Source organism: Janibacter cremeus (assembly GCF_013409205.1).
GTDB lineage: Bacteria > Actinomycetota > Actinomycetes > Actinomycetales > Dermatophilaceae > Janibacter > Janibacter cremeus.
In genome coordinates, this window is sequence record NZ_JACCAE010000001.1 from 654,672 (window position 1) to 676,904 (window position 22,233).

Sequence of the window (22,233 nt, forward strand, 5' to 3'; positions counted from 1 at the left end):
GGTGACGTGACCGTGATCTCAGGCGGGTTGCTGCTCACCCTCGGGTGCGACGTCCCTCAGTCGCTGGCTGACGAGCGTGGTGATGCCGTCCCCGCGCATCGAGACCCCGTACAGAGCGTCGGCCACCTCCATCGTCTTCTTCTGGTGGGTGATGACGATCAGCTGGCTGGAGTCGCGCAGCTCCTCGAAGAGCATGATCAGGCGGCCGAGGTTGGTGTCGTCGAGGGCGGCCTCGACCTCGTCCATGATGTAGAAGGGCGAGGGCCGGGCCTTGAAGATCGCCACGAGCAGGGCGACCGCGACGAGTGAGCGCTCGCCGCCGGAGAGCAGCGACAGCCGCTTGACCTTCTTGCCCGGGGGGCGGGCCTCGACCTCGATGCCCGTGGTGAGCATGTTGCCGGGGTCGGTGAGCACGAGCTTGCCCTCGCCCCCGGGGAAGAGCCGGGAGAAGACGCCCCGGAACTGCTCGGCGGTGTCGGCGAAGGCCTCGGCGAAGACCTGCTCCACCCGCTCGTCGATCTCGGAGACGATGTCGAGCAGGTCCTGCTTGGAGCGGCGCAGGTCCTCCAGCTGCGTGGTGAGGAAGGTGTGCCGCTCCTCGAGCGCGGCGAACTCCTCCAGCGCCAGTGGGTTGACCTTGCCCAGCGCCTTCAGCCCACGCTCGGCCGTGCGCAGGCGCTTCTCCTGGACGGCGCGCTCGTAGGGCTGCGGCTGCGGGAAGTCCTGCGACTGCGGGTCCTCGTCGGGACCTGCGACGTGCGGCACGAGCTGGTGCGGGCCGAACTCCTCCATGAGGACGTCCGGGTCGACGCCCAGCTCCTCGACGGCCCGGGTCTGCAGCTGCTCGATCCGCGCGACCTGCTGGGCGCGGGCGACCTCATCACGGTGTACCTCGTCGGTCAACTCGCGCAGCGCGTCCTGCTGCTCGGTCAGCTCGGTGCGCAGGCCCCGCAGGGCCTCGTCGCGGTCCGCGCGGGCCGACTCCCCCGCGTCACGCTCACGTCCGGCGGCTTCGGCCGCGGTCGCGACGCGTGCGGCGGACCACCGCGCGGCGGTCTCGACGGCAGCGGCGACCTCGGCCTCCCGGCGGCGACGCTCCCTTCGCGCGCGCAGGCGCTCACGGGCCGCGATCTCGTTGCGGGCCGCCCCCTCCAGGGACTCGGCGCGGCCGTGCAGCGAGCGGGCCCTCTCCTCCTTGGTGCGCAGGGCGAGGCGGACCTCGGTCTCGGACGTGCGTGCGGAGCCGGCCTCGAGCTCGAGTCGGTCGCGGTCGTCGGTGGCGTCCTCCCCCTCGTCCTCCGCGGGCTCCTCGGACGCGTCCTCGAGGCGCTGCTCGAGCTCGGCCAGCTCGGCTCGGTCGGATTCGAGGGCGGCCTCGGCCTCGGTGATGGAGGCCCGGGTGCGCTCCGCCTCGGCCTTGGCGGTGCGGGCGGTCGTCCCGAGCCCACCGAGCTGCTCGGCGACAGCGGCCATCCGGGCGTCCGACTCGTGGAGCGCCTCCATCGCGGCGTCGCGGGCCTTGACGCGCTGGGCGAGCGTCTCCTTCGCGGCCGTCAGGGCGAAGGTCGACTCCTCGCCGCGCCGGGTCGCGTCCTCGAGCACGGCGCGGGTCTCGTCGACGGCCGCCTGCAGCTCCAGCTGGCTCGGCGCGGCGCTGGACCCTCCCCGCACGAAACCGGGTCCGTAGACGTCACCGTCCCCGGTGACGACCGTGAGGTCACCGGTCTCGGCGAGCATGGCGAGTGCGGCGGCCGTGTCCCCGACGATGGCGACCCGCTCGAGAACCTGCTCGACGGCAGGTCGTACCTGGGTGGGTGCCTCGACGACGTCGAGCGCCCAGACCGCGTGCGAAGGCAGGGACGGCCACCCGTCGCGGCCACCCGGTCGTGCGGTGGCGCCGACGACGAGGTGCGCGCGGCCGGAGTCATCGCTGCGCAGTCTCTCGACGGCGCGGGCGGCGGCATCGACGCTGCCGACGGCGAGGGCGTTGCCGGCCTGGTCGAGGGCGGCGGCGACGGCAGCCTCGTGGCCACCGCTGACGGCGACGAGCTCGGCGACCGATCCGAGGATCTCGTGCTCGACGGCGGAGGCCTCCTTCAGCGCCTCGACGCCGTCCTTGCGGCGCAGGCTCAGCTCGAGGGCCTCCAGGCGTGCCTGGGCAGACTGGCGGTCGCGCTCGGCGGCACGCCCCGCCTCGGTGATCTCCTCGACCTGGGCGGCGGCGTCGTCGTGGGCCGCCGCGGACCTCTCGTAGGCCTCGTCGAGGCCCTCCTCGCTGCCTTCCTCGTCCGCGATGGTGCTCTCCAGGCGGGTGAACTCGCGCTCGGCCTCGTCAGCGCGGGCCAGGGCGGTGGCCACGCTCTCCTGCAGTCGCCCGACCTCGGCCTCCGCGGCCTCGATCCGGGAGCGGCGGGCACCGACCTGGCCGGCGAGACGGGCCAGGCCCTCCCGGCGGTCGGCGGCGCGCTGGGTGAGGGTGGCGATGCGTTGCTGCTCCGCGGCGAAGGCCTTCTCGGCGCTCTCGCGGGCGGCGACGGACTCGGCGAGCTGCTCGGTGGCCTCGGCGATCTCGGCGCGCAGGGCGTCCTCGTCCTCGCGGGCGCGCGCGGCCTGCGCGCGCAGCGCCTCGGGGTCGCGACCGCTCGTGGTCTCGACCTCCTCGTCCTGCCCGAGCAGCCGCACCCGCTCGGCGGCCAGCTCGGCGGTCGCGGTCAGCTTGTCGGTGAGGGAGGACAGACGCACGGCCCGGTCCCGGGCGGCGGTGAGCTCCGCGGTCGCGGCGGCCCCGGTCTCCTCGTGTGCGGTGATCCGGCTACGGACCGCGAGGACCGCCTCCTCGAGGGCCTTGCGGCGGGCGAGCATGGCCTCCTCGTCGGCGACCTCCTGCTCGAGTGCAGAGGTCATCCGCACGAGGTCGTCGGCCAGCAGCCGGTGGCGCGCGTCGCGGGCATCGGCCTGGATGACCGCAGCCTTGCGGGCGGTCTCGGCCTGGCGACCCAGTGGGCCGAGCTGGCGACGGATCTCGGAGGTGAGGTCGGCGACGCGGGAGAGGTTGGCCTCCATCCCGTCGAGCTTGCGCAGCGCCTTCTCCTTGCGCTTGCGGTGCTTGAGGACGCCCGCGGCCTCCTCGATGAAGCCTCGGCGGTCCTCGGCCGTCGCCCGCAGCACGGCGTCGAGCTGGCCCTGCCCGACGATGACGTGCATCTCGCGGCCGATGCCGGAGTCGGAGAGCAGCTCCTGAATGTCGAGCAGTCGGCAGGAGGTTCCGTTGATCGCGTACTCGGAGCCGCCGTTGCGGAACATCGTGCGGCTGATCGTCACCTCGGAGTAGTCGATCGGCAACGCCCCGTCGGTGTTGTCGATCGTCATCGTCACCTCGGCCCGGCCGAGTGCGGCACGGCCGGTGGTGCCGGCGAAGATGACGTCCTCCATCTTGCCGCCGCGCAGGGTCTTCGCGCCCTGCTCCCCCATCACCCACGCGAGGGCGTCGACGACGTTGGACTTGCCCGAGCCGTTGGGGCCGACGATGCACGTGATGCCCGGCTCGAGGCGCAGATGCGTCGACGACGCGAACGACTTGAAGCCCTTGAGGGTGAGGCTCTTGACGTACACGAGCGGGACTCCTCGGGCAGACGGCGGACGACGATCCCGGTCACTCTACTTGCGTGGCCCTCCGCTGTGCCCTCCCCGCGCCCGGCCCCGGGTCGCGGGGCCATGCCGGGCAGAAGTGACGCGCGGGTACGACGACAGGTCGCGATGTCCTGCGGAGGCAGAACCCCGGAAAATCAAGGGCCTTCTCGCACGGCACTCGACAAGTGATCGTCGTACCCGCGGGTAACGTCGATCAGCCGGCGGTGAGGACGATCGGGTCGCCGTCGGTGATGGCGATGGTGTGCTCGCTGTGCGCGCCGCGGGAGCCGTCCGTGCTGCGCAGGGTCCAGCCATCAGGGTCGGTGAGGATCTCGTCCGTGCCGGCCATGAACCACGGCTCGATGGCGATGACCAGACCGGGGCGAAGGGGGATCCCCCGTCCGGGGCGGCCGTCGTTGGCCACGTGCGGTTCACCGTGCATCGTCCGACCGACACCGTGCCCGCCGAACTGGGAGTTGACGGTGTAGCCCTCGTCGCGGGCGAGGGCACCGATCGCAGCACTGATGTCACCGATCTTCTTGCCGGGACGCGCGATGTCGATGGCAGCCGCCAGGGCACGCTCGGTGGTGTCGATCAGGCGCAGGTCCTGCGGGTCGGGCGTCCCGACGACGAAGGACCGCGCCGCGTCGCCGACCCACCCGTCCACCTCGACGGCGAAGTCGAGCGACAGCAGGTCCCCGTCACGCAGTCTGTAGTCGTGCGGCAGTCCGTGGAGCACCGCGTCGTTGACCGAGGTGCACAGCACCTTGCCGAAGGGCATCGCCCCGAAGGAGGGGTGGTAGTCGATGTAGCAGGAGGTGCCACCGGCCCGACGGATCATGTCGTGGGCGAGCGCGTCGAGTTGCAGGAGGTTGGTCCCGACCTCGGCGGCATCGACGAGCGCGTCGAGGACGGACTTCACGAGTCGGCCCGCGGGGCGCATCGCCTCGATCTCCTCCGGCGTCTTCAACTCGATCATGACTGCGTCCCCGTCGTCCCGCCGGCGATCCGCTCGTGGTGGTGGATGACCTCGGCGATGACGAAGTTCAGGAACTTCTCCGCGAAGACAGGGTCGAGGCCGGCCTCGTCGGCCAGGTCCCGCAGCCGCGTGATCTGGCGCTCCTCGCGGGCCGGATCCGCCGGGGGCATCTGGATGCGGGCCTTGAGTTCACCGACGCTCTGCGTCGCCTTGAATCGCTCGGCGAGCAGATGGATCAGCGCGGCGTCGATGTTGTCGATGGACTGTCGCAGGCGCAGCAGATCAGGGTGTGTCTCACTCACCCGCACAGGTTAGGCCACGCAGGAGGATGGGTTCACTTCTCCACGAAGCCGACGATCCCGCCACGGGGCTGCTGGTCGACCCGGACGACGCTCGTGACCCGACCCGGACGGGCGGTCGTGGAGACCTCTTCCCGCAGGATCGTGTCGAGGCGGTCGAGCTCGTCGGCGGGCCCCTCGGCGACGACCTCGACGCGACCGTCGTCCATGTTGCGGGCATGGCCCACGAGTGCGCTCTCAAGGGCCCGCGCCCGGGTCCACCACCGGAAACCGACTCCTTGGACGCGGCCGCGGACGAACCAGGTCGCTCGGGCGGGCGCGATCTGCTCGGGACTCATGGGGGCGAAACTACCGCCCGTGTCGGTGTGTCTCCCCCACCCGCTGGCTCCCAGTGCCTAACGTCGGACCCGTGGCCCACACCTCCACCACCGAAGACGCCACGGTGGCGTCGGTCGCACCGTCCGCGTCCTCGACCGTGGCCCCGACGCGACCCCCGCGCGGTCACCTGTCCGGTCTGGACGGTCTGCGAGCGCTCGCGATCGCGGCCGTCATCGTCTTCCACCTCGACCCCGACTGGCTGCCCGGCGGCTTCTTGGGCGTCGACATCTTCTTCGTCATCTCCGGCTTCCTCATCACGACGCTGCTGGTGCGCGAGCACCGCAGCACCGGCAGGGTGGACCTCATCGGGTTCTGGACCCGACGCGCCCGCCGCCTGCTCCCGGCGCTCGTCATCGTCGTACCGGTCGCGATCCTCATCGCCCGCACCGTCGAGACCGACCTGCTCGTCGGCATCCGGCGGCAGGCCGTCGGCGCACTGACCTTCTCGACCAACTGGCTCGAGATCGTCCACGGAAGCAACTACTTCGCCGCGACCTCACCGCAGCTGTTCATGAATTTCTGGAGCCTGGCGGTCGAGGAGCAGTTCTACCTCTTCTGGCCGCTGGTGGCCCTGGCCCTGCTCGCCGTGCACCGGCGTTTCGCACTCACCGAAGAGGTCCTGGCCGGCCTGGTCCTCGGGATCGGGGTGGCCTCGGCGGTCCTCATGGCCGTGACCTACGACCCGGCCAACGCCACCCGCGCCTACTACGGCACCGACACCCACCTCTTCGGGCTCATGCTCGGTGCGGCCCTGGCGATCGTGTGGACCGGGCCGGCCCGCGCCTGGACCACCACGCCCCTGTGGCGGGAGCGCCGCACATGGCTGGTGGCGGGCTGCGTCGTCACGATCGCCGCTTTGCTCCTGCTGGCCGGGGAGGGCAGCGCGTGGACCTTCCGTCTGGGCATCCCGCTGATCTCCGTCGCGACCGCCCTCCTCATGCTCGCCGCCATCGAGCGGCCCGGCCCCCTTCGCTCCGTCCTCGACCTCGCCCCGCTGGTCTGGATCGGCAAGCGCTCCTACGGCATCTACCTCTGGCACTGGCCGGTCATCCTCATCATCGGTCAGGACATCCCCACCAACGCCGGCACCGATGAGTTCATCTGGACCCGGATCTGGGCGGTCCTGGTCACCCTCGCCCTGTCCGACCTGTCCTTCCGGTTCGTCGAGACCCCGGTGCGGCGGCTCGGCTTCCGCGGCAGCCTGCGCCACATCGTGACCTCGCTCGGTTCACTCTCCCTGGGCGGTCGCCGGGCCATCACCGCCGTCGTGGTCGCGGTGGCCGCTGTCCTGGCCTTCGTCGTCGTCACGGCGCCCGACATCAGCCGCACCCAGCAGATGATCGAGGACAACCAGGCCCGGATCGAGCAGCAGCCCGACGGATCCTCCGATGCCACCCCCGCCGCCGACGCGAGCGCGTCGCCGTCGCAGTCCGCGGGCGAGGACGACGCCAAGGAGCAGGACGGCACGCTCGGTTCAGCAGACCGCAAGGCGGACTTCACGATGCCCGCCGGTGATGAGATCCAGATCTTCGGCGACTCCATGGTCGTCGGCGCCGTGCCCGCACTCGAGTACTACTTCCCCGGCGTGCGGATCGACGCCAAGTCCAACCGCCGGTGGAGCGACGGGTTGTCGGCCGTCACCGCGGCGCAGGACTCCCTGCGCCGGGCCGTGGTCCTCGCCTTCGGCACCAACGCCGGGACCGACCCGGAGACCGTGGAGAAGATCCTCGACGAGATCGGTGACGACCGGATGGTCGTACTGGTCAACCTGCACGCCGACCGTCTCTCGCGCATCGACGGCGACAACGCGGACCTGGCGGAGATCGCCGACGAGCACCCCAACGTCACGATCGCGGACTGGGACTCGGCCGTGGCCGCCGAGGACCTGCAGGCCGACGGGATCCACCCCTCGCTCGGTGGGGCACACAGCTACGCCGCGACCATCCGGCAGGCCCTGGCGGACCTCTCCGAGCAGCACACGGGCAAGGCCGTCACGCTCAAGGAGCTACCGCGCCCCTGAGTGGCACCGCGGCACCGGTCCGGCTCAGCCGGGGATCGTCCGGGGACGCACCTGGCAGCGCGGGCAGCTGGTCGAGCTGCGGTTCATGAACTGCTCCCGACGCATCGTGTGCCCACAGCGCGGGCACGCTCGCCCCTCCTGCCCGTAGGCCGACAGCGATCGGTCGAAGTATCCCGAGGCGCCGTTGACGTTGACGTACAGCTCGTCGAAGCTCGTGCCGCCCTGCTCGAGAGCATCGGCCATGACGTCCTTCGCGTGGTCGAGCAGCCGCCCGATCGCGGGCCCGGTCAGATCGCTCGCCGGACGCTCACCATGGATGCCGGCTCGCCACAGAGCCTCGTCGGCGTAGATGTTGCCGATGCCGGAGACGACGCCCTGGTTGAGCAGGACCCGCTTGATGCCGCTGCGGCGTCGCTTGACGTCAGCGATGACCGCGGCCCGGTCGTAGTCCGGGTCGAAGGGGTCGAGTGCGATGTGCGCGACGCTCGTGGGCACCCCGTCGACGAGGTCGGCCAGCGCGAAGCCTCCGAAGGTGCGCTGGTCGACGAAGCGCAACTCGTCCCCGCCGTCGGTGAAGGTCAGCCGGGCGTGCGTGTGTTTCGGCTCCGGCGTCCGCGGGTCGGCCACGAGCATCTGCCCACTCATCCCCAGGTGGACGATGAGCGCCTCGTCGGGCGCGGCACCCGCGTCCGCCAGGGCGAGCCAGAGGTACTTGCCGCGGCGGTGGGCACCGGTCAGCGTGCGGCCCAGGAGTCGGTCGGCAAGGTCCTGCGGTCCCGGGACATGGCGCCGGGCCACGCGGTGCCCACGGATCTGCGCGCCGGCGAGGGTCCGGCCGGTCACGTGGTCGGCCAGACCGCGACGGACGACCTCGACCTCGGGCAGCTCGGGCACGTCAGCCGGCGGTGGTGTCCGTCGCCGGTACGTCGACGGTCGCCGGCTGGGTGGTCAGGGACGCGTAGGCGTGCTCGGCGGCCTGCTGCTCGGCATCCTTCTTCGTCCGACCGACGCCGGTGCCGAAGACCTCGTCGTCGATGACCGTCTCGGCGGTGAAGGTCTTGTCGTGGTCCGGGCCCTCGTCACTCGTGCGATAGCTCGGCGCACCGCGCCCCTGACCGGCCGCGACCTCCTGCAGGGAGGTCTTCCAGTCCAGAGCGGCACCGAGCTTCGCCGACGAGGTCATCACGGAGTCGAGCAACTCGTGGACGAGCTTGCCGGCGGCGTCGAGCCCCCGCGGCTTGGGCGTCGAGAGGTAGACGGCCCCGATGACCGCCTCGACCGTGTCGGCCAGGATGGAGTTCTTGTCCCGCCCGCCGGTGCTGATCTCGCCACGACCGAGATGGATGAAGGATCCCAGGTCGATGACCCGCGCCACCGTGGCCAGCGCGCGCATGTTCACGACGGCAGCGCGCAGCTTGGCCAGGTCACCCTCGGTGACGTCGGTGTACGTGGCGTGGAGGTGGTCGGTGACCACGAGCCCCAGCACCGAGTCACCGAGGAACTCCAGACGCTCGTTGTGGGGCAGTCCGCCGTGCTCGTAGGAGTACGAGCGGTGCGTCAGGGCACGCGTGAGCAGCGGCTCGTCGACGGGCTCCCCGGTGACCTCGGTGAGGTATCGGGAGAGCTCCTCGACGGGCCGCTGCTGCGGTCGTGAGTTCCTGTCGCCCATTGCGACAGGACGCTCAGGCCTGGTGCTCGGTACGGTCCGCGGTCGCGTAGTAGCGACCCTTGTAGGTGCCGCAGCTCGGGCAGGCCTGGTGGGCCGGCGCCGGGGACTTGCACTGGGGGCACGTCGACAGCGCAGCCGGCGTCGCCTTCCAGTTCGCGCGGCGGCTACGGGTGTTCGAGCGCGACATCTTCCGCTTCGGGACGGCCACGTCAGTTCCTCTTCTCTTCGTTGTCCGTAGGCCCCGTGTCGGAGGCAAGAGGCGCCAGCGCCTCGAGGGCCGCCCACCGGGGGTCGATCTGCTCGTGGTAGTGCTCCGGGTCGTCCTCGAGCCGTGCCCCGCACTCGGAGCACAGACCCGGACAGTCGTCCCGGCACACCGGTTGAAACGGCAGGCTCGGAAGCACTGCGTCCCGGAGCACCGTCTCGAGGTCGATCATCTCGTCCTCGATGAGGTACTCCTCATCCTGGTCGGACTCGGCGTCCACCTCGCGGTGGTGCTTCGCCCGGTCGGGCCAGACGAACAGCTCCTGGAACGAGGCATCGACCGGGTGGTCGATCTCGTCCAGGCACCGTACGCAGGCACCCTTGGCCGTGGCGGAGACCGTCCCGGTCACGAGCACTCCCTCATGCACCGACTCCATGCGCACCTGCAGATCCATCGGCTGGTCCTGCGGGACGGCAAGGACGTCCGTGCCGAAGTCGGCCGGCGCGCCGGGCCGGAGGTCCACCTCGTGCATCGCCCCGGGTCGACGACCGACGTCCTTGGTGTCGAGCACCAGGGGCGAGGTGGGGGCGTTGCGTTCCATGACTCCAGTCTCCGTCAGAATCGGCCCACGACACGACGACGCAGACCGACGTCCCAGAGTAGCGGGGCGACCCCCTTCGCCCCAAACCGAGGAAGGGGGTGGGCTCAGGGCCGCGGCAGACGCTCCCCGAGGGCGTCGCGGACCTCGTCGGTGACCAGGCCCGTGACGTCCCCGCCGAAGCGGGCCACCTCCTTCACCAGCGAGGAGGAGACGTGCTCGTGACGCGGGTCGCCGGGCAGGAAGAGGGTCTCGACGCCCGTGAGGTGGCGGTTCATCAGCGCCATCGGCCACTCGTAGGAGAAGTCGGTCTCGCCGCGCAGACCCTTCAGCAGGACCCCGGCTTCCAGCTCGGCGCACACGTCGACGATCAGCCGGTTGGCGAAGGCCTCGACACGTACGTTGCCCAGGTCGTCGACCTGGTCGTGGATGAAGGCGGCCCGCTCCGCGACGGTGAAGGCTCCCTGCTTGGCCGGGTTGTGCAGGATCGCGACGACGACCTCGTCGAAGAGCGCGGCAGCGCGGCGGAAGACGTCCACGTGACCGACGGTCACGGGGTCGTAGGAGCCCGGGCAGACGGCACGACGAGTCATGTCGGCCATCGTGCCAGAGCACCCGCGGCTCAGCCCTCCGGCTGGTCGTCGTTGGGCAGCAGCCCGTCGTCGTAGGCCCGGGTGACCAAGCCCTGGACCTGCTCGACCGAGGCGCAGCCCTGCCCCAGCAACTCGTTGCGCCGTGCGGTCCACGCGGCTCCGAGCTGCTCACGCACGTCCTGAGGCGTGTCCGTGTTGGCGGGGTTGAGGATGGTGATCTCCTCCTCGTTGATGTGGTGGTTGAGGATCTGGGCCACCTTCTCGATGGCGTCCTCGAAGTCCTTCGTCGCGGAGACGTCGGTGCGCAGCAGCTCCAGGAGGCACTCGTTCGTCGCGGCGTGCTCCTCCTCGCCCTCGTCCTCCTCGTCCTCCTCGATGACGTCCTTCTTCCGCAGCCGGGGGTAGACGGCCTCCTCCTCCGCGGTGCTGTGCGCGACGAGCACCTCGGCGAAGGCGGATCGGGCCGCGGCGCGGTCAGCGGTCTCGTCGCGCAGGGCGCGCATGAGGTCCTCGAGGAGGCGGTGGTCCTCAGTGATGAGGTCGACGATGTCTCCACCGTCCGGGCGCGGGATCGTGTACTGGCTCATGGACCATTCGTACCCGATCCACGAGCCTCAAATCTGGTAGTCGGGCTCCACCTGGGTGGCGAACCACAGGACGGTCTCGCCGTAGGACTTCGATCCCTGCGCGACGATCCCGTCGGGCCACGCCGGCTCGGGCGAGCGCGAGGAGCGCTCGACGACGATGATCGGCTCCTGCGCGAGCCACTGGTGGGCCAGCAGCATCTCCAGGACAGCGGCGAGGGAGTCCTCGGTGACGTCGTAGGGCGGGTCCGCCAGGACGATGTCGTAGCGCAGCGACGCGGGACGGTCCAGGGCCCGCTCGACGGTCCCGGACTGCAGCCGGGCGCCGGCGACACCGAGGCCGGAGATGTTGGCCCGAATGGTGGCCGAGGCACTGCGGTCGGACTCGACGAGCAGCACGCTGGCGGCGCCGCGGCTGGCGGCCTCGAGACCGAGCGCACCGGAGCCGGCGTACAGGTCCATCACGTGGGCGCCGTCGATGGCATCGCGCGACTCGAGGGCGGAGAAGAGCGCCTCGCGCACACGGTCGCTGGTCGGACGGGTGCCGTCACCGGCCGGGGTGCGCAGTCGTCGCCCGCCGGCCTCGCCGCTGATGATCCGAGTCACGGGTTCCATCATGCGGCATGCGCTCGAGGTGGTCCCCACCGGGACGAAGGGGGTCTCACCCCTTCTCCAGGTAGGCAGCCCGCTCCGCGTCGAGCCAGTCGGCGATGCGATCGCGCAGCGCCGGGTGGTCGCCGAGGTCCGGGTCGGCGTCGAGCAGCTCCCCCGCGTCCTCGCGGGCGGCCTCGATCAGGTCCTCGTCGCGCAGCACGGACAGGTGCTGCAGGTGGGTACGGGCTCCGTGCTGCGCCGAGCCGAGGACGTCGCCCTCACGGCGCTGGGTCAGGTCCAACCGCGCCAGCTCGAAGCCGTCGGTGGTCCCCGCGACGGCCGTCAAGCGCTCCATCGCCGAGTCCGTCTCGGTGGCGGTCACGAGCAGGCAGATGCCGGGGTCGCCGCCACGGCCGACGCGACCGCGCAGCTGGTGCAGCTGCGAGACGCCGAAACGGTCCGCGTCGAGGATGACCATCGTCGAGGCGTTGGGGACGTCGACCCCGACCTCGATGACCGTGGTGGAGACGAGCACGTCGATCTGCCCGGCGGAGTAGCGCGCCATGACGGTGTCCTTGTCCTCCGGTGGCATCCTGCCGTGGAGCATCTCGATGGTCAGCCCCTGCAGGGCCGGGTGCTCGCGCAGGACGTCGATCGTCTCGACGACACCGGCGAGGGGGCGCTCCTGGGCCGGACCGTCCTCGACCCGCTCGCCGTCGTCCTGCTCGTCGTCGACGACACCCTCCTCGGCGACGAGGTCGAGGCCCTCTTCGAAGTCGTGCCGCCCTTCGCCTTCTTCCTCGCCGATGCGGGGGCAGACGACGTAGGCCTGCCGGCCGGCGGCGACCTCCTCGGCGACCCGCTGCCAGGTGCGGTCGACCCAGCCGGGCCGGCCGGTGGGCACCAGGTGCGTGCTGATCGGTGCGCGACCACGCGGCAGCTCGCGCAGGGTCGAGGTCTCCATGTCCCCGAAGACGGTCATCGCCACGGTGCGCGGGATCGGGGTCGCGGTCATCACGAGCAGGTGGGGTGGGGTGGTGCCCTTGGCACGCAGCGCATCCCGCTGCTCGACGCCGAATCGGTGCTGCTCGTCGACGACGGCGAGCGCGAGGTCGGCGAAGGTGACCTTGTCCTCGAGCAGGGCGTGGGTGCCGATGACGATGCCGGCATCACCGGAGGCGATCTCGAGCATCGCCTCGCGACGACGCGCGGTCGACATCGACCCGGTGAGCAGCGCGACGCGGGTGGCGTGCTCGTCGCCGCCGAGCATCCCCCCTTCGGCCAGGTCACCGAGCATCGCCGTGATGGAGGCCTCGTGCTGGGCCGCGAGGACCTCGGTCGGCGCGAGGAGGACCGCCTGCCCACCCGCATCGATGGCGGCGAGCATCGCCCGCAGGGCGACGACCGTCTTGCCGGAGCCGACCTCACCCTGCAGCAGCCGGTGCATCGGGGTCGACCGCGCCAGCTCGTCGAGGATCTCGCCGCTGACCCGTTGCTGACCCTCGGTCAGCTCGAAGGGCAGACGCTCGTCGAAGGCGCTGAGCAGGCCGCCCTCGCGCTGCTGCCGCCCTCGGGTGGCGACCATGGAGGCGGCGATGCGGCGCTGCCCGAGGAGGCACTGCAGGACCAGCGCCTCCTCGTAGCGCAGCCGGCGGCGGCCGGCGTCGACGTCGGCGGTGGTGCGGGGCGCGTGCACGGCGCGAAGGGCGGCGGCCCGCTCGAGCAGGTCACGGCGGGTGCGCACCGTCCCGGGGATCGCATCGGTGACCTCGTCGAGCTGACCCAGCACGAGGCGCACGCAGCGTGTGATCGTCCACGGGTGCACGCCGGGGACGTGCCGGTAGATCGGGATGAGGCCGTGGTGGTCGCGCTCGCCCAACTCACCCAGGGCTGCGGCCTCCTCGAGTGTGGCGTATCCGGGGTGGGCCAGCTGGCGCTCACCGCGGTACTCGGTGACCGACCCGGCGAAGAGGAACTCCTGCCCGGCGACGAGCTTGCGTTCGTGGCCGCGGGCGTCGAAGAAGGTCACCCGCATCCGGGAGCGTCCGTCGGTGATCGTCGCCTCGAGCATGCGCCCGCGTCGGGACTTCATCGAGCGGGTCCGGGCCATCTCGACACGGGCGACCGCCACGAGGAAGTCGCCGATGCGGGGCTGGCCGAGATCGGCCTCGGCGCTGCGGTAGCGACGGGGCCAGAAGTCGAGGAGCTGGCCGACGGTCTCGATGCCCCGGTGCTTGGCCAGCTTGCCTGCGGCCTGACCACCCAGGAGCCCCTTGAGCCTGGTGTCCTCGCCTGCCACTACTCCGCCCCGAAGAGCAGCGGGTAGTGCGGCTGGCCTCCGTCGATGACCTCGACCTCGACCCGCTGGGACTCCATCCGTGCGGTGAGGCGGTCGACGAGCCCGTCGGGGGCCTGCTGACCGACGACCATCGTCACCAGCTCCGCCCCGGTACCGGTGATGGTGTCCAGGACCTCGCGGGCGACCTCGTCCATGTCGGACCCGACGATCGTGATGTCACCGGCGACGACGCCGAGGACGTCACCGATCTCGCACGCGCCGCCACTGGTCAGGCCCGACTTCACCGCGACGGTCACGGCGCCATGACGGGTCGCGGCGGCGGCGTGGGTCATGGCCAGCACGTTCTGCGTGGCGGTCAGGCCCGGGTCGAAGACCGCGAGCGCGGCCAGTCCCTGCACAGCGGTGGTCGATCCGATGACGTGGACGGTCCGGCCCTCCTGCGCCGCTGCCTGGGCAGCAGCGTCGGCGGCCATCCGGGTGTCCCGGTCGTTGGGCAGGAGGATGATCTCCTCGGTGCCACCCTCGCGCACGGCCGCGACGAGCTCACCGGCGGAAGCCCGATGCCCCGGACCGGAGTGCACTGCGCTCGCCCCGACCTGCGTGATCACCTCGGCGATACCGGGCCCGGCGGCGCAGGCGACGAGGGAGAGCCCGAGCTGCGGCCGCGCGGCCATCGTCTCCAGTGCGGTGACGACGACCCGGTCGGGCGCACCGTGCGCGAGTCCTGCCTGCAGTGCCGCGCCGATGTCGTCGGTGTGCACGTGCACGTGGGTGAGGTCCCCGGCGCTGGAGACGACGACGCAGTCCCCGAGCTCGTCGAGGTCACGGCGCAGGCGGGCGACGCCCTCCTCGGGGACCTCGTGCAGCAGGTACATCACTTCGTGGGCGTGACCGTCGTGCCCATCGAAACCGCCCGCCGACACCTCACCACCGCTGCGCTCGTGCGACCAGTCGGCACGCCGCTCCAGGGTGGTGTTGAGGATGAAGTCGTCGACGACCAGGTGCCGCGCCGGCCCCTTGTCGTGGACGACCTGGTCCAGCGCCTCGATGAAGAGCAGGTACCCCGCACCCCCGGCGTCGACGACCCCTGCGTCGGCCAGGACCTGCAGCTGCTCGGGCGTGCGGGCCAGCGCCTCGCGGGCGGCGGCGACGGCGGCCCGGGTCAGCTCACCGAGGCTCCCTCCGCCACGGACGACCCGCTCGGCCTCGGCGGCGGTCGCGTCCGCGACCGTGAGGATCGTGCCCTCCTGCGGCCGCACGACGCTCTCCCGCGCGCGCCGTGCACCCTGCGCGATGGAGCGGGCGGCGGCCGGGGCGTCGATGACGGTCAGGTGCTCGCCGGCGATGACCTCACTGACCCCGCGCACGAGCTGGCTGAGGATCACCCCGGAGTTGCCGCGGGCGGACATCAGGGCGGCCCGGGACATCGCGGCCACCTCGACGTCGAGTCGAGGGGGCCCCTCCTCCCCGAGTCGCTCCTGCTCCGTTCGGGTGGCGTGCAGCGCCTGGTCGAGGGTGAGGTACATGTTGGTCCCGGTGTCCCCGTCGGGGACCGGGTAGACGTTGAGTGCGTCGATCTCCGCCCGGCGCACGGCGAGCGCGGCCCTGGTCACGACGACCCACCGCCGCACCGACTCCGCGTCCATGACCTCCAGCACGTCGTCACGGTATCCGAGGGTGGTGCCAGCAGGGCGGAAGAGGGCCTCGTTTTGGCACTCGGGTACCACTCGGGACGCCGGGAACGAGTCGTTTTGGCCCGAGGGGCCACGCTCCGCTACTCTGTACCGGTTGCCCCGACACCTTCTCCCCCTTCGTGGTGGAGCGTCGGTGTGCATCACTTACGTTTACTGACGAACACAGGAGATACCCGTGGCTGCCAACTGCGACGTCTGCGGCAAGGGACCGTCCTTCGGACACTCCATCTCGCACTCGCACCGCCGCACCAAGCGTCGCTGGAACCCGAACATCCAGCGCGTTCGGGCCAAGGTGGGCGACGCCGGTGCGACCCCGAAGCGTCTCAATGTCTGCACTTCGTGCCTCAAGGCCGGCAAGGTCCAGCGCTGACCTGCTGACGAACGGAAGACGCCGCCGCCCCATCCGGGACGGCGGCTTTTTTCGTGCCCTCATCCCGAGAAGTGGTCCCAGCCGGTGACCGGGGGGACCTCGCCGTCCACCAGGACCTCGCCGGAGCCGTCCGCGCACACCCCGATGACCTCCCAGCCGTCGGGGACCGCTGCGCGCGGGAAGGTCGCGGCGAGCGAGTGCTCCTCCCCGCCGGAGAGCACCTGGCGCATCGCCTCCTCGGCACCCAGCGCCAGGGTGAGCGGCCCTGTGGCGAAGGCGGCCAGCGCCTCCCCGTCGAGCTCGATGCGCACCCCGCTGGCCCCGGCCACCCGTCCGAGGTCGCGGACGAGCCCGTCGGACAGGTCGATCATCGCGGTGGCGCCGGCGTCTGCCGCCTCGGGGCCCGCGCGCCACGGGACGTCCTCGGTGCTGCGGTGCACCCGGCACAACACCTCGATCGCCCGCGCGAGCGGGTCGTCGGCGTCACCGAGGGGCGGGTCGAGGTGGGTGCGGCCGCGGCCTGCCAGGAGCAGCTGCAGTCCCCCTCCCGATCGGCCCAGGCTGCCCCGGACCGCGACGAGGTCACCCACCAGGGCGCCGTCACGACGCACCGCCCGACGTCCCTGGAGGTCGCCGACCGCGGTGATGCCCACGACGATGCTCCCTTCGGCCGCGGACGACAGATCTCCCCCGAGCACGGGGGCACCGGCCTCCCGGGCGGCCTGCGCGATGCCCTCGGCGAGGGAGAGCGCCCACTCGACCTCCGTCGCCGGGTCGGCGGCGATGGCCACCAGCAGTCCGGTGGGCACCGCGCCCATGGCGGCGATGTCGGCGATGTTCTGGGCGACGACCTTGCGACCGACCTCCGTCGGTGAGGACCAGTCGTCGTGCCAGTCACGTCCCCGGACCATGGAGTCGGTGGTCAGCACCACCGCTGCGGAGGGCGCGGCCAGGACCGCGGCGTCGTCACCGGGGCCGAGGAGCACTTCCGCTGGTCCGGCCGCTCCGCGGAAGAGTGGGAAGAGCCGCGACAGCAGCTCTTCCTCACAGATGTCCTGCAGGCGGGCCCGGGTCATCGCGCTCTCCTCGGGTGGGCGAAGGGGGTCAGGACCGCACGGTAGCCTCCCGGCCGTGCCTTCTTCTCCTCGCCGTCGCCCGCGCGTCGTCCCGGCAGGCCTGAGCCTGCTCGCCGTCGCGGCCCTGGGTGCCTGTGCCGGGCCGGTGCAGGTGGCGATCCCGGTCCAGGCGGAGGGCGCTGCCTGCGCTGCTGCGAGCGAGCACTGGCCGGACGAGATCGCCGGCGAGGCACCGAGGGAGACCGACCCGAGCGACCCGACCGTCATCGCCTGGGGGGACCCCGCCGTCATCGCCCGGTGCGGGATGCCCGCGCTCGGGCCGACGGAGAACCAGTGCATCGTCGTCGACGGCATCGACTGGGTCGCCGAGGACCTCGGTGACGGGACGAAGCTGACCACCTTCGGCAGGGAGCCGGCGATCGAGGTCCTCGTCCCCGACGAGCACGGGCCGGCACCACTGCTGCTCCCGGCCTTCAGCGGCGCGGCGAAGCAGCTCCCGACCAACGACTACGCCTGCAGCTGAGCAACGCCAGGACGTCGCACCTGCTGGGACTCCTGCGAGTCCCACGCTTCGACTACCTCAGGCCGACGGGGCGCTCCAGCGCGAGCTGGATCAGCTCGTCGACGAGCTCGGGGTAGCTCACGCCGCTCTCGGCCCACATGCGTGGGTACATCGAGGTCGGTGTGAAGCCGGGCATCGTGTTGATCTCGTTGATCAGGACCGTGCCCCCGTCGGTGACGAAGCAGTCGACCCGGGCCGGTCCCTCGCACGCCAACGCCTCGAAGGCGGCGGCAGCGAGGCGGCGTACCTCTGCGGCCTCGGCCTGCGGCAGGTCCGCCGGGCAGGACAGACGCACGGACGAGTCATCGAGGTACTTCGCCTCGAAGTCGTAGAAGTCGTGGCCGCGACCGGACTCGACGACGATCTCGCCGGGCAGGGACGTGCGTGGAGCGTCCAGACCGCGCCCCTCGAGGACGGAGCACTCGATCTCACGGCCGGAGACGCCCTGCTCGACGATGACCTTCAGGTCGTGCTCGCGCGCGGCCTCGATCGCCCCCTCGAGCTGGTCGGAGCGCTCGACCTTGGACACACCCATCGAGGAACCGGCGCGGCAGGGCTTGACGAAGACCGGGAAGTGCAGCGACTCCACCGCATCCATCGCAGCAGCCTTGTCCCGACGCCACTGCCGGTCGGTGATGACGGTGTACGGGCCGACGGGCAGCCCCGCGCCGGCGAAGACGACCTTCATGTAGTGCTTGTCCATGCCCGCGGCCGAGGCCAGCACCCCGGAGCCGACATACCGCATGTCGGTGAGCTCGAGCATCCCCTGCAGGGTGCCGTCCTCACCGTAGGGTCCGTGGAGCAGCGGGAAGACGACGTCCACCTCACCGAGGGTCTCCAGCGCCTCACCGGTGCGGTGCACACTCAGCGTGCTCTCGCCGGCGCGCGTCGGCAGGACGACCTCGCTCCCGGTGTCCTCGACCTGCGGGGTCTGGGTGGGGGTGAGCGCCAACCGGTCCGGGTCGTCCGAGGCGAGGACCCACGCGCCGTCCCGGGTGATGCCCACGGGCAGGACGTCGTAGGCGTCACGGTCGATCGCGCGCAGCACACCCGCCGCGGTGGCACACGAGACCGCGTGCTCGGAGGACCTGCCGCCGAAGACGACGGCGACGCGAGGCTTGCGATTCGGATGGCTGCTCATCGACGGAAGACTAACCCCTAACCTGCGCACATGAGCGCCCCACGCCCGAGCGGCACCCCCGCCACCCCCCACTCCCCCGAACTGTCCCCGCGGACGCAGGTCGTGGCAGCCGGACGCCCCCCGCGTGCACCGGGCGCGTCGCTCAATCCCCCGGTCACCTTCACCTCGACCTACATCGCCGACGGGCCGGTCAACTACGCGCGCGTCGACAACCCGACGTGGACCCCCTTCGAGGAGGCCGTCGGTGGGCTCGAAGGGGGTCAGGCGCTCCTCTACTCCTCGGGTATGGCCGCGGTCGTGGCCGTGCTCGCGCTCGTCCCCCGGGGCGGCGTCGTCGTCGCCCCGGCCGCCGCCTACAACGGCGTCGTCGTCTCGCTCACCGAGGCCGCCCAGGAGGGGCTGCTCGAGGTGCGCTGGGTCGACATCACCGACACCGCCGGGGTCCGCGCGGCACTGCCCGGCGCCGACCTGATCTGGTTGGAGTCCCCGACCAACCCCCTGCTCGACGTCGCGGACCTGGCAGGGCTCACCGCGGCCGCACACGAGGCCGGCGCGCTGGTCGCGGTCGACAACACCTTCGCCACGCCGCTGCTGCAACGTCCCCTCGACGAGGGCGCCGACATCGTCGTGCACTCGGCGACGAAGTACCTGGCCGGCCACTCCGACGTGATCCTCGGCCTGACGGTGACCAATGACGACGAGCCCGGCCGCGAGCTGCGCACGCGCCTGGCCCGCCACCGCACCCTGGGCGGGGCCATCGCGGGACCGATGGAGGCCTGGCTCGCCCTGCGCGGGCTGCGCACCCTCTCCCTTCGCCTCGAGCGGGCCTGCGAGAACGCCGTCGAGCTCGCCCGGCGACTGGCCGACCACCCACGTGTCTCCCGGGTGCGCTACCCCGGCTGGGGCGCGGTGGTCTCCGTCGAGGTCGCCGGGCGCACCGATGGCGCGGACGAGGCCGAGGCGCTCGCCGCCGGGACCCGCATCTGGTCGAACTCGACCAGCCTCGGGGGCGTCGAGTCACAACTCGAGCGACGCCGCCGCCAGCCCGGCGAGCCGGAGGCCGTCCCGGTCAACCTCGTGCGGATGTCGGTCGGCGTCGAGGACGTCGACGACCTGTGGCGCGACCTCGAGCAGTCCCTGGCCGCGCTGGGCTGATTTCGAGGCTGCGGCCGCGGGCGGCCTACGCACCTCAATCCGGCGGATTTCGAGGTGGTCCCTGAGGCGCGACGAAGGAGCCTCGAAGGGCTGCGGCCGCGGGCGGCCTACGCACCTCAATCCGGCGGATTTCGAGGTGGTCCCTGAGGCGCGACGAAGGAGCCTCGAAGGGCTGCGGCCGCGGGCGGCCTACGCACCTCAATCCGGCGGATTTCGAGGTGGTCCCTGAGGCGCGACGAAGGAGCCTCGAAGGGCTGCGGCCGCGGGGTGGCCCCCGCACCTCGATCCCGCGGAGCTAGTCCGTCTCGGACTTGCGGGCGCGGGCGAGCAGCTCGCGGCCTATTTCCGTGACCGGGACCGCCTCGTGCACGGCACGGTTGACCTGCTCGATGATCGGCACGTCGACGCCGTTGCCGTGGGCGAGCTCGAGGATGGATGAGCAGGACTTCACGCCCTCCGCGGTCTGCTTGGTCTGCGCGGTGACCTCCTCCAGCGTCAGGCCCTGACCGAGCTTGACCCCGAAGGAGTGGTTGCGCGAGAGCGGCGACATGCAGGTGGCGATGAGGTCGCCGACGCCGGCGAGACCCGACATCGTGCGCGGGTCCGCGCCCAGTGCCATGGCCAGTCGGGTGGTCTCGGCGAGGCCCCGGGTGATGATCGTCGCCTTGGTGTTGTCGCCCATCCCCAGGCCGGAGGCCATGCCCACGGCGAGCGCGATGACGTTCTTGACCGCTCCCCCGATCTCGGCGCCGACGAGGTCGGGCGAGGTGTAGGGGCGGAAGTAGCTCGTCTGGCACGCCGCCGCGACCGTGTCGGCAGAGCGCTCGTCCGGGCAGGCGACGACGGTTGCGGCCGGCTGGCGCTGGATGATCTCGCGGGAGAGATTCGGTCCGCTCACCGCAGAGATGCGTTCGAGCGGGACCCCGGCGACCTCGTGGATGACCTCGCTCATCCGCTTCGTCGTGCCGAGCTCGATGCCCTTCATCAGCGAGACGATGATCTTCTCGCCCGTGAGCAGCGGGGCCCACTGGGTGAGGTTGTCGCGCAGGGACTGCGAGGGCACGGAGAGGACGACGATCCCGGCGCCGTCGACGACGCGCTCAGGATCCGTCGAGGCGGAGATCCGCGACGACAGCTCGATCCCGGGCGCGTAGTCCTCGTTGACGCCCCGGTTGAGCTGCTCGACCAGCTCGGGGCGTCGACCCCACACCCGTACGTCGTTCCCCGCGTCGGCGAGGATCGACGCGAAAGCGGTACCCCAGCTCCCGGCACCAAAGACGGCGATGTGGTTCACGACTTTCCTCCTGATCGGTAGTCACCCGTGGACCGCAGTCCGTGGGCCTTGGGGTCGAAGCGTTCGGTCGGCGCCTTCGCCCCACGCAGCTGCTCCAGCCCGTGGGTGAGGGCCTGCATGATCCGGTCGGTGCCGGCGTGGATCGCCTCTCGGGTCACCGGGTTGCAGCGTAGGTCCGACAGCTCGACCGGCGGGCCGAAGTCGATCCGGACCAGAGTGCGTCGTCGCGAGATGGTGGGCCTCCGGGCATAGGGGGCCAGCAGGTCCTGCGTCCCCCACTGGGCAATCGGGATGACCGGGCAGCCGGCCTGCAGCGCCAGGCGTGCGGCACCGGTCTTGCCGCGCATGGGCCACATGTCGGGGTCGCGGGTGAGCGAGCCCTCGGGGTAGACGGCCACGCACGCGCCGGCCTCGATCGCCCGGATCGCGGGCCCGAGCGAGCTCGCCGCACCCGCCGTCTCGCGGTCGACCCGCACCTGGTGGGTGTGCCGCATGACCGACCGGACGACGGGGGTCTCGAAGAGGCTGCTCTTGGCCAGGAAGACCGGCGCGCGTCCCTGGTCGTAGAGCACGTGCGCCCACGGGAAGGGGTCGATGTGCGAGACGTGGTTCGGCGCGACGATGAAGCCACCCGAGCGGGGGAGGTGCTCCAGCCCACTGACCTCGTAGCGCATCAGTGCCCGCAGCACCGGACGCAGGACACCCGCCACGACCCGGTACATGACCGGGGTCGGCATGCGGTGGGTGGTCATGGCACCTCTCGGTCCGGGGCGGCGCCCTCGGCGCCTCGGTCTGGAAACGCTCAGCCTATGACACGACTACCCTCGAACCCGTGCAAGCCACGGTCTTCTCCCAGTCCCCTGACACCGGTGCCGTCGTCGTCACCGACGCCGGTCTCTCCCACGACGTCAGCGCCGAGGTGGTCGTGGCCAGCGGTCTGCGCTTCCTGCGGCCCGGGCAGCGGGTGAGCATCACCGAGACCGACGGGGTGATCACCCGGTTGTGGATCGTCGGGATCGGCGATCGCGAGACGATCACCTGACCGACCCTGGCTGGGGCGAAGGGGGCCCCACACCGATCGAGGGGCCGTCAC

Annotated in this window: 22 protein-coding genes; 5 read left to right on the plus strand and 17 right to left on the minus strand. The window is 71.5% G+C overall.

What is annotated here, in order from left to right:
• Positions 1-18: 18 nt before the first annotated feature.
• The 4 genes from smc to BJY20_RS03005 all read right to left on the minus strand — a co-directional run bounded on the left by smc (position 19) and on the right by BJY20_RS03005 (position 5,246).
• Positions 19-3,612 carry a chromosome segregation protein SMC gene (gene smc, locus BJY20_RS02990; protein ID WP_185990168.1) on the minus strand — a complete coding sequence of 1,198 codons (3,594 nt, stop codon included), beginning with the start codon at positions 3,610-3,612 and terminating at the stop codon, positions 19-21.
• Between the two features lie 232 nt (positions 3,613-3,844).
• Entirely contained in the window at positions 3,845-4,609 is a 765-nt protein-coding gene (gene map / locus BJY20_RS02995) for a type I methionyl aminopeptidase (RefSeq protein WP_185990169.1), read from the minus strand.
• On the minus strand, positions 4,606-4,911 hold the full coding sequence (locus BJY20_RS03000) for a chorismate mutase (protein WP_185990170.1): 306 nt from the start codon (positions 4,909-4,911) through the stop codon (positions 4,606-4,608). Before BJY20_RS03000 ends, map begins: the two co-directional genes overlap by 4 nt.
• A gap of 32 nt (positions 4,912-4,943) precedes the next feature.
• Positions 4,944-5,246, minus strand: coding sequence for an acylphosphatase (locus BJY20_RS03005; protein WP_185990171.1), 303 nt, complete (start codon positions 5,244-5,246; stop codon positions 4,944-4,946).
• Between the two features lie 71 nt (positions 5,247-5,317).
• Between BJY20_RS03005 and BJY20_RS03010 the strand changes: the two genes are divergently transcribed.
• On the plus strand, positions 5,318-7,306 hold the full coding sequence (locus BJY20_RS03010) for an acyltransferase family protein (RefSeq protein WP_185990172.1): 1,989 nt from the start codon (positions 5,318-5,320) through the stop codon (positions 7,304-7,306).
• Between the two features lie 24 nt (positions 7,307-7,330).
• On the opposite strand, the gene mutM is transcribed toward BJY20_RS03010, so the two are convergent.
• From mutM to BJY20_RS03055, 9 genes are all read right to left on the minus strand, one after another.
• Positions 7,331-8,200, minus strand: coding sequence for a bifunctional DNA-formamidopyrimidine glycosylase/DNA-(apurinic or apyrimidinic site) lyase (gene mutM, locus BJY20_RS03015; protein ID WP_185990173.1), 870 nt, complete (start codon positions 8,198-8,200; stop codon positions 7,331-7,333).
• A 1-nt stretch (position 8,201) separates the two neighbouring features.
• Positions 8,202-8,975 carry a ribonuclease III gene (gene rnc / locus BJY20_RS03020; RefSeq protein WP_185990174.1) on the minus strand — a complete coding sequence of 258 codons (774 nt, stop codon included), beginning with the start codon at positions 8,973-8,975 and terminating at the stop codon, positions 8,202-8,204.
• Positions 8,976-8,988: 13 nt separating this feature from the next.
• Positions 8,989-9,183, minus strand: a complete 195-nt coding sequence (gene rpmF / locus BJY20_RS03025; protein ID WP_185990175.1) for a 50S ribosomal protein L32 — start codon at positions 9,181-9,183, stop codon at positions 8,989-8,991.
• Between the two features lies 1 nt (position 9,184).
• The gene (locus tag BJY20_RS03030; protein WP_185990176.1) at positions 9,185-9,781 is read right to left on the minus strand and encodes a YceD family protein; all 597 of its coding nucleotides are present in this window, start codon (positions 9,779-9,781) and stop codon (positions 9,185-9,187) included.
• 104 nt (positions 9,782-9,885) lie between these two features.
• Positions 9,886-10,380 carry a pantetheine-phosphate adenylyltransferase gene (coaD, locus tag BJY20_RS03035; protein ID WP_425484114.1) on the minus strand — a complete coding sequence of 165 codons (495 nt, stop codon included), beginning with the start codon at positions 10,378-10,380 and terminating at the stop codon, positions 9,886-9,888.
• Between the two features lie 20 nt (positions 10,381-10,400).
• Positions 10,401-10,958: a hemerythrin domain-containing protein gene (locus BJY20_RS03040; RefSeq protein ID WP_185990178.1), complete on the minus strand. Its 558-nt coding sequence runs from the start codon at positions 10,956-10,958 to the stop codon at positions 10,401-10,403.
• Positions 10,959-10,985: 27 nt separating this feature from the next.
• Positions 10,986-11,561 (minus strand): 16S rRNA (guanine(966)-N(2))-methyltransferase RsmD, encoded by a 576-nt coding sequence (gene rsmD / locus BJY20_RS03045; protein WP_185990179.1) that lies wholly within the window; start codon positions 11,559-11,561, stop codon positions 10,986-10,988.
• Positions 11,562-11,616: 55 nt separating this feature from the next.
• Positions 11,617-13,848: a helicase-related protein gene (locus BJY20_RS03050; RefSeq protein WP_185990180.1), complete on the minus strand. Its 2,232-nt coding sequence runs from the start codon at positions 13,846-13,848 to the stop codon at positions 11,617-11,619.
• The gene (locus BJY20_RS03055) at positions 13,848-15,506 is read right to left on the minus strand and encodes a DAK2 domain-containing protein (protein ID WP_185990181.1); all 1,659 of its coding nucleotides are present in this window, start codon (positions 15,504-15,506) and stop codon (positions 13,848-13,850) included. The genes BJY20_RS03050 and BJY20_RS03055 overlap by 1 nt, the downstream gene beginning before the upstream one ends.
• A gap of 211 nt (positions 15,507-15,717) precedes the next feature.
• On the opposite strand from BJY20_RS03055, the gene rpmB reads away from it, so the two are divergent.
• Positions 15,718-15,912, plus strand: coding sequence for a 50S ribosomal protein L28 (rpmB, locus tag BJY20_RS03060; protein WP_185990182.1), 195 nt, complete (start codon positions 15,718-15,720; stop codon positions 15,910-15,912).
• A gap of 59 nt (positions 15,913-15,971) precedes the next feature.
• Here the strand turns inward: rpmB and thiL are convergent, their stop codons facing one another.
• A complete protein-coding gene (gene thiL / locus BJY20_RS03065; RefSeq protein WP_185990183.1) occupies positions 15,972-16,988 on the minus strand; it encodes a thiamine-phosphate kinase in 1,017 nt (338 codons plus the stop codon).
• A gap of 55 nt (positions 16,989-17,043) precedes the next feature.
• On the opposite strand from thiL, the gene BJY20_RS03070 reads away from it, so the two are divergent.
• Positions 17,044-17,511, plus strand: coding sequence for a DUF3515 family protein (locus BJY20_RS03070; protein WP_185990184.1), 468 nt, complete (start codon positions 17,044-17,046; stop codon positions 17,509-17,511).
• A gap of 52 nt (positions 17,512-17,563) precedes the next feature.
• Here the strand turns inward: BJY20_RS03070 and BJY20_RS03075 are convergent, their stop codons facing one another.
• On the minus strand, positions 17,564-18,691 hold the full coding sequence (locus BJY20_RS03075) for a D-alanine--D-alanine ligase family protein (protein ID WP_185990185.1): 1,128 nt from the start codon (positions 18,689-18,691) through the stop codon (positions 17,564-17,566).
• Positions 18,692-18,721: 30 nt separating this feature from the next.
• Between BJY20_RS03075 and BJY20_RS03080 the strand changes: the two genes are divergently transcribed.
• Positions 18,722-19,846 (plus strand): trans-sulfuration enzyme family protein, encoded by a 1,125-nt coding sequence (locus BJY20_RS03080; RefSeq protein WP_185990186.1) that lies wholly within the window; start codon positions 18,722-18,724, stop codon positions 19,844-19,846.
• A gap of 295 nt (positions 19,847-20,141) precedes the next feature.
• On the opposite strand, the gene BJY20_RS03085 is transcribed toward BJY20_RS03080, so the two are convergent.
• Both BJY20_RS03085 and BJY20_RS03090 read right to left on the minus strand, forming a co-directional pair.
• Positions 20,142-21,140: an NAD(P)H-dependent glycerol-3-phosphate dehydrogenase gene (locus tag BJY20_RS03085; RefSeq protein WP_185990187.1), complete on the minus strand. Its 999-nt coding sequence runs from the start codon at positions 21,138-21,140 to the stop codon at positions 20,142-20,144.
• Positions 21,137-21,892, minus strand: a complete 756-nt coding sequence (locus BJY20_RS03090; RefSeq protein ID WP_185990188.1) for a lysophospholipid acyltransferase family protein — start codon at positions 21,890-21,892, stop codon at positions 21,137-21,139. The genes BJY20_RS03085 and BJY20_RS03090 overlap by 4 nt, the downstream gene beginning before the upstream one ends.
• An 80-nt stretch (positions 21,893-21,972) precedes the next feature.
• Between BJY20_RS03090 and BJY20_RS03095 the strand changes: the two genes are divergently transcribed.
• Positions 21,973-22,182 carry a hypothetical protein gene (locus tag BJY20_RS03095; protein WP_185990189.1) on the plus strand — a complete coding sequence of 70 codons (210 nt, stop codon included), beginning with the start codon at positions 21,973-21,975 and terminating at the stop codon, positions 22,180-22,182.
• Positions 22,183-22,233: the final 51 nt, after the last annotated feature.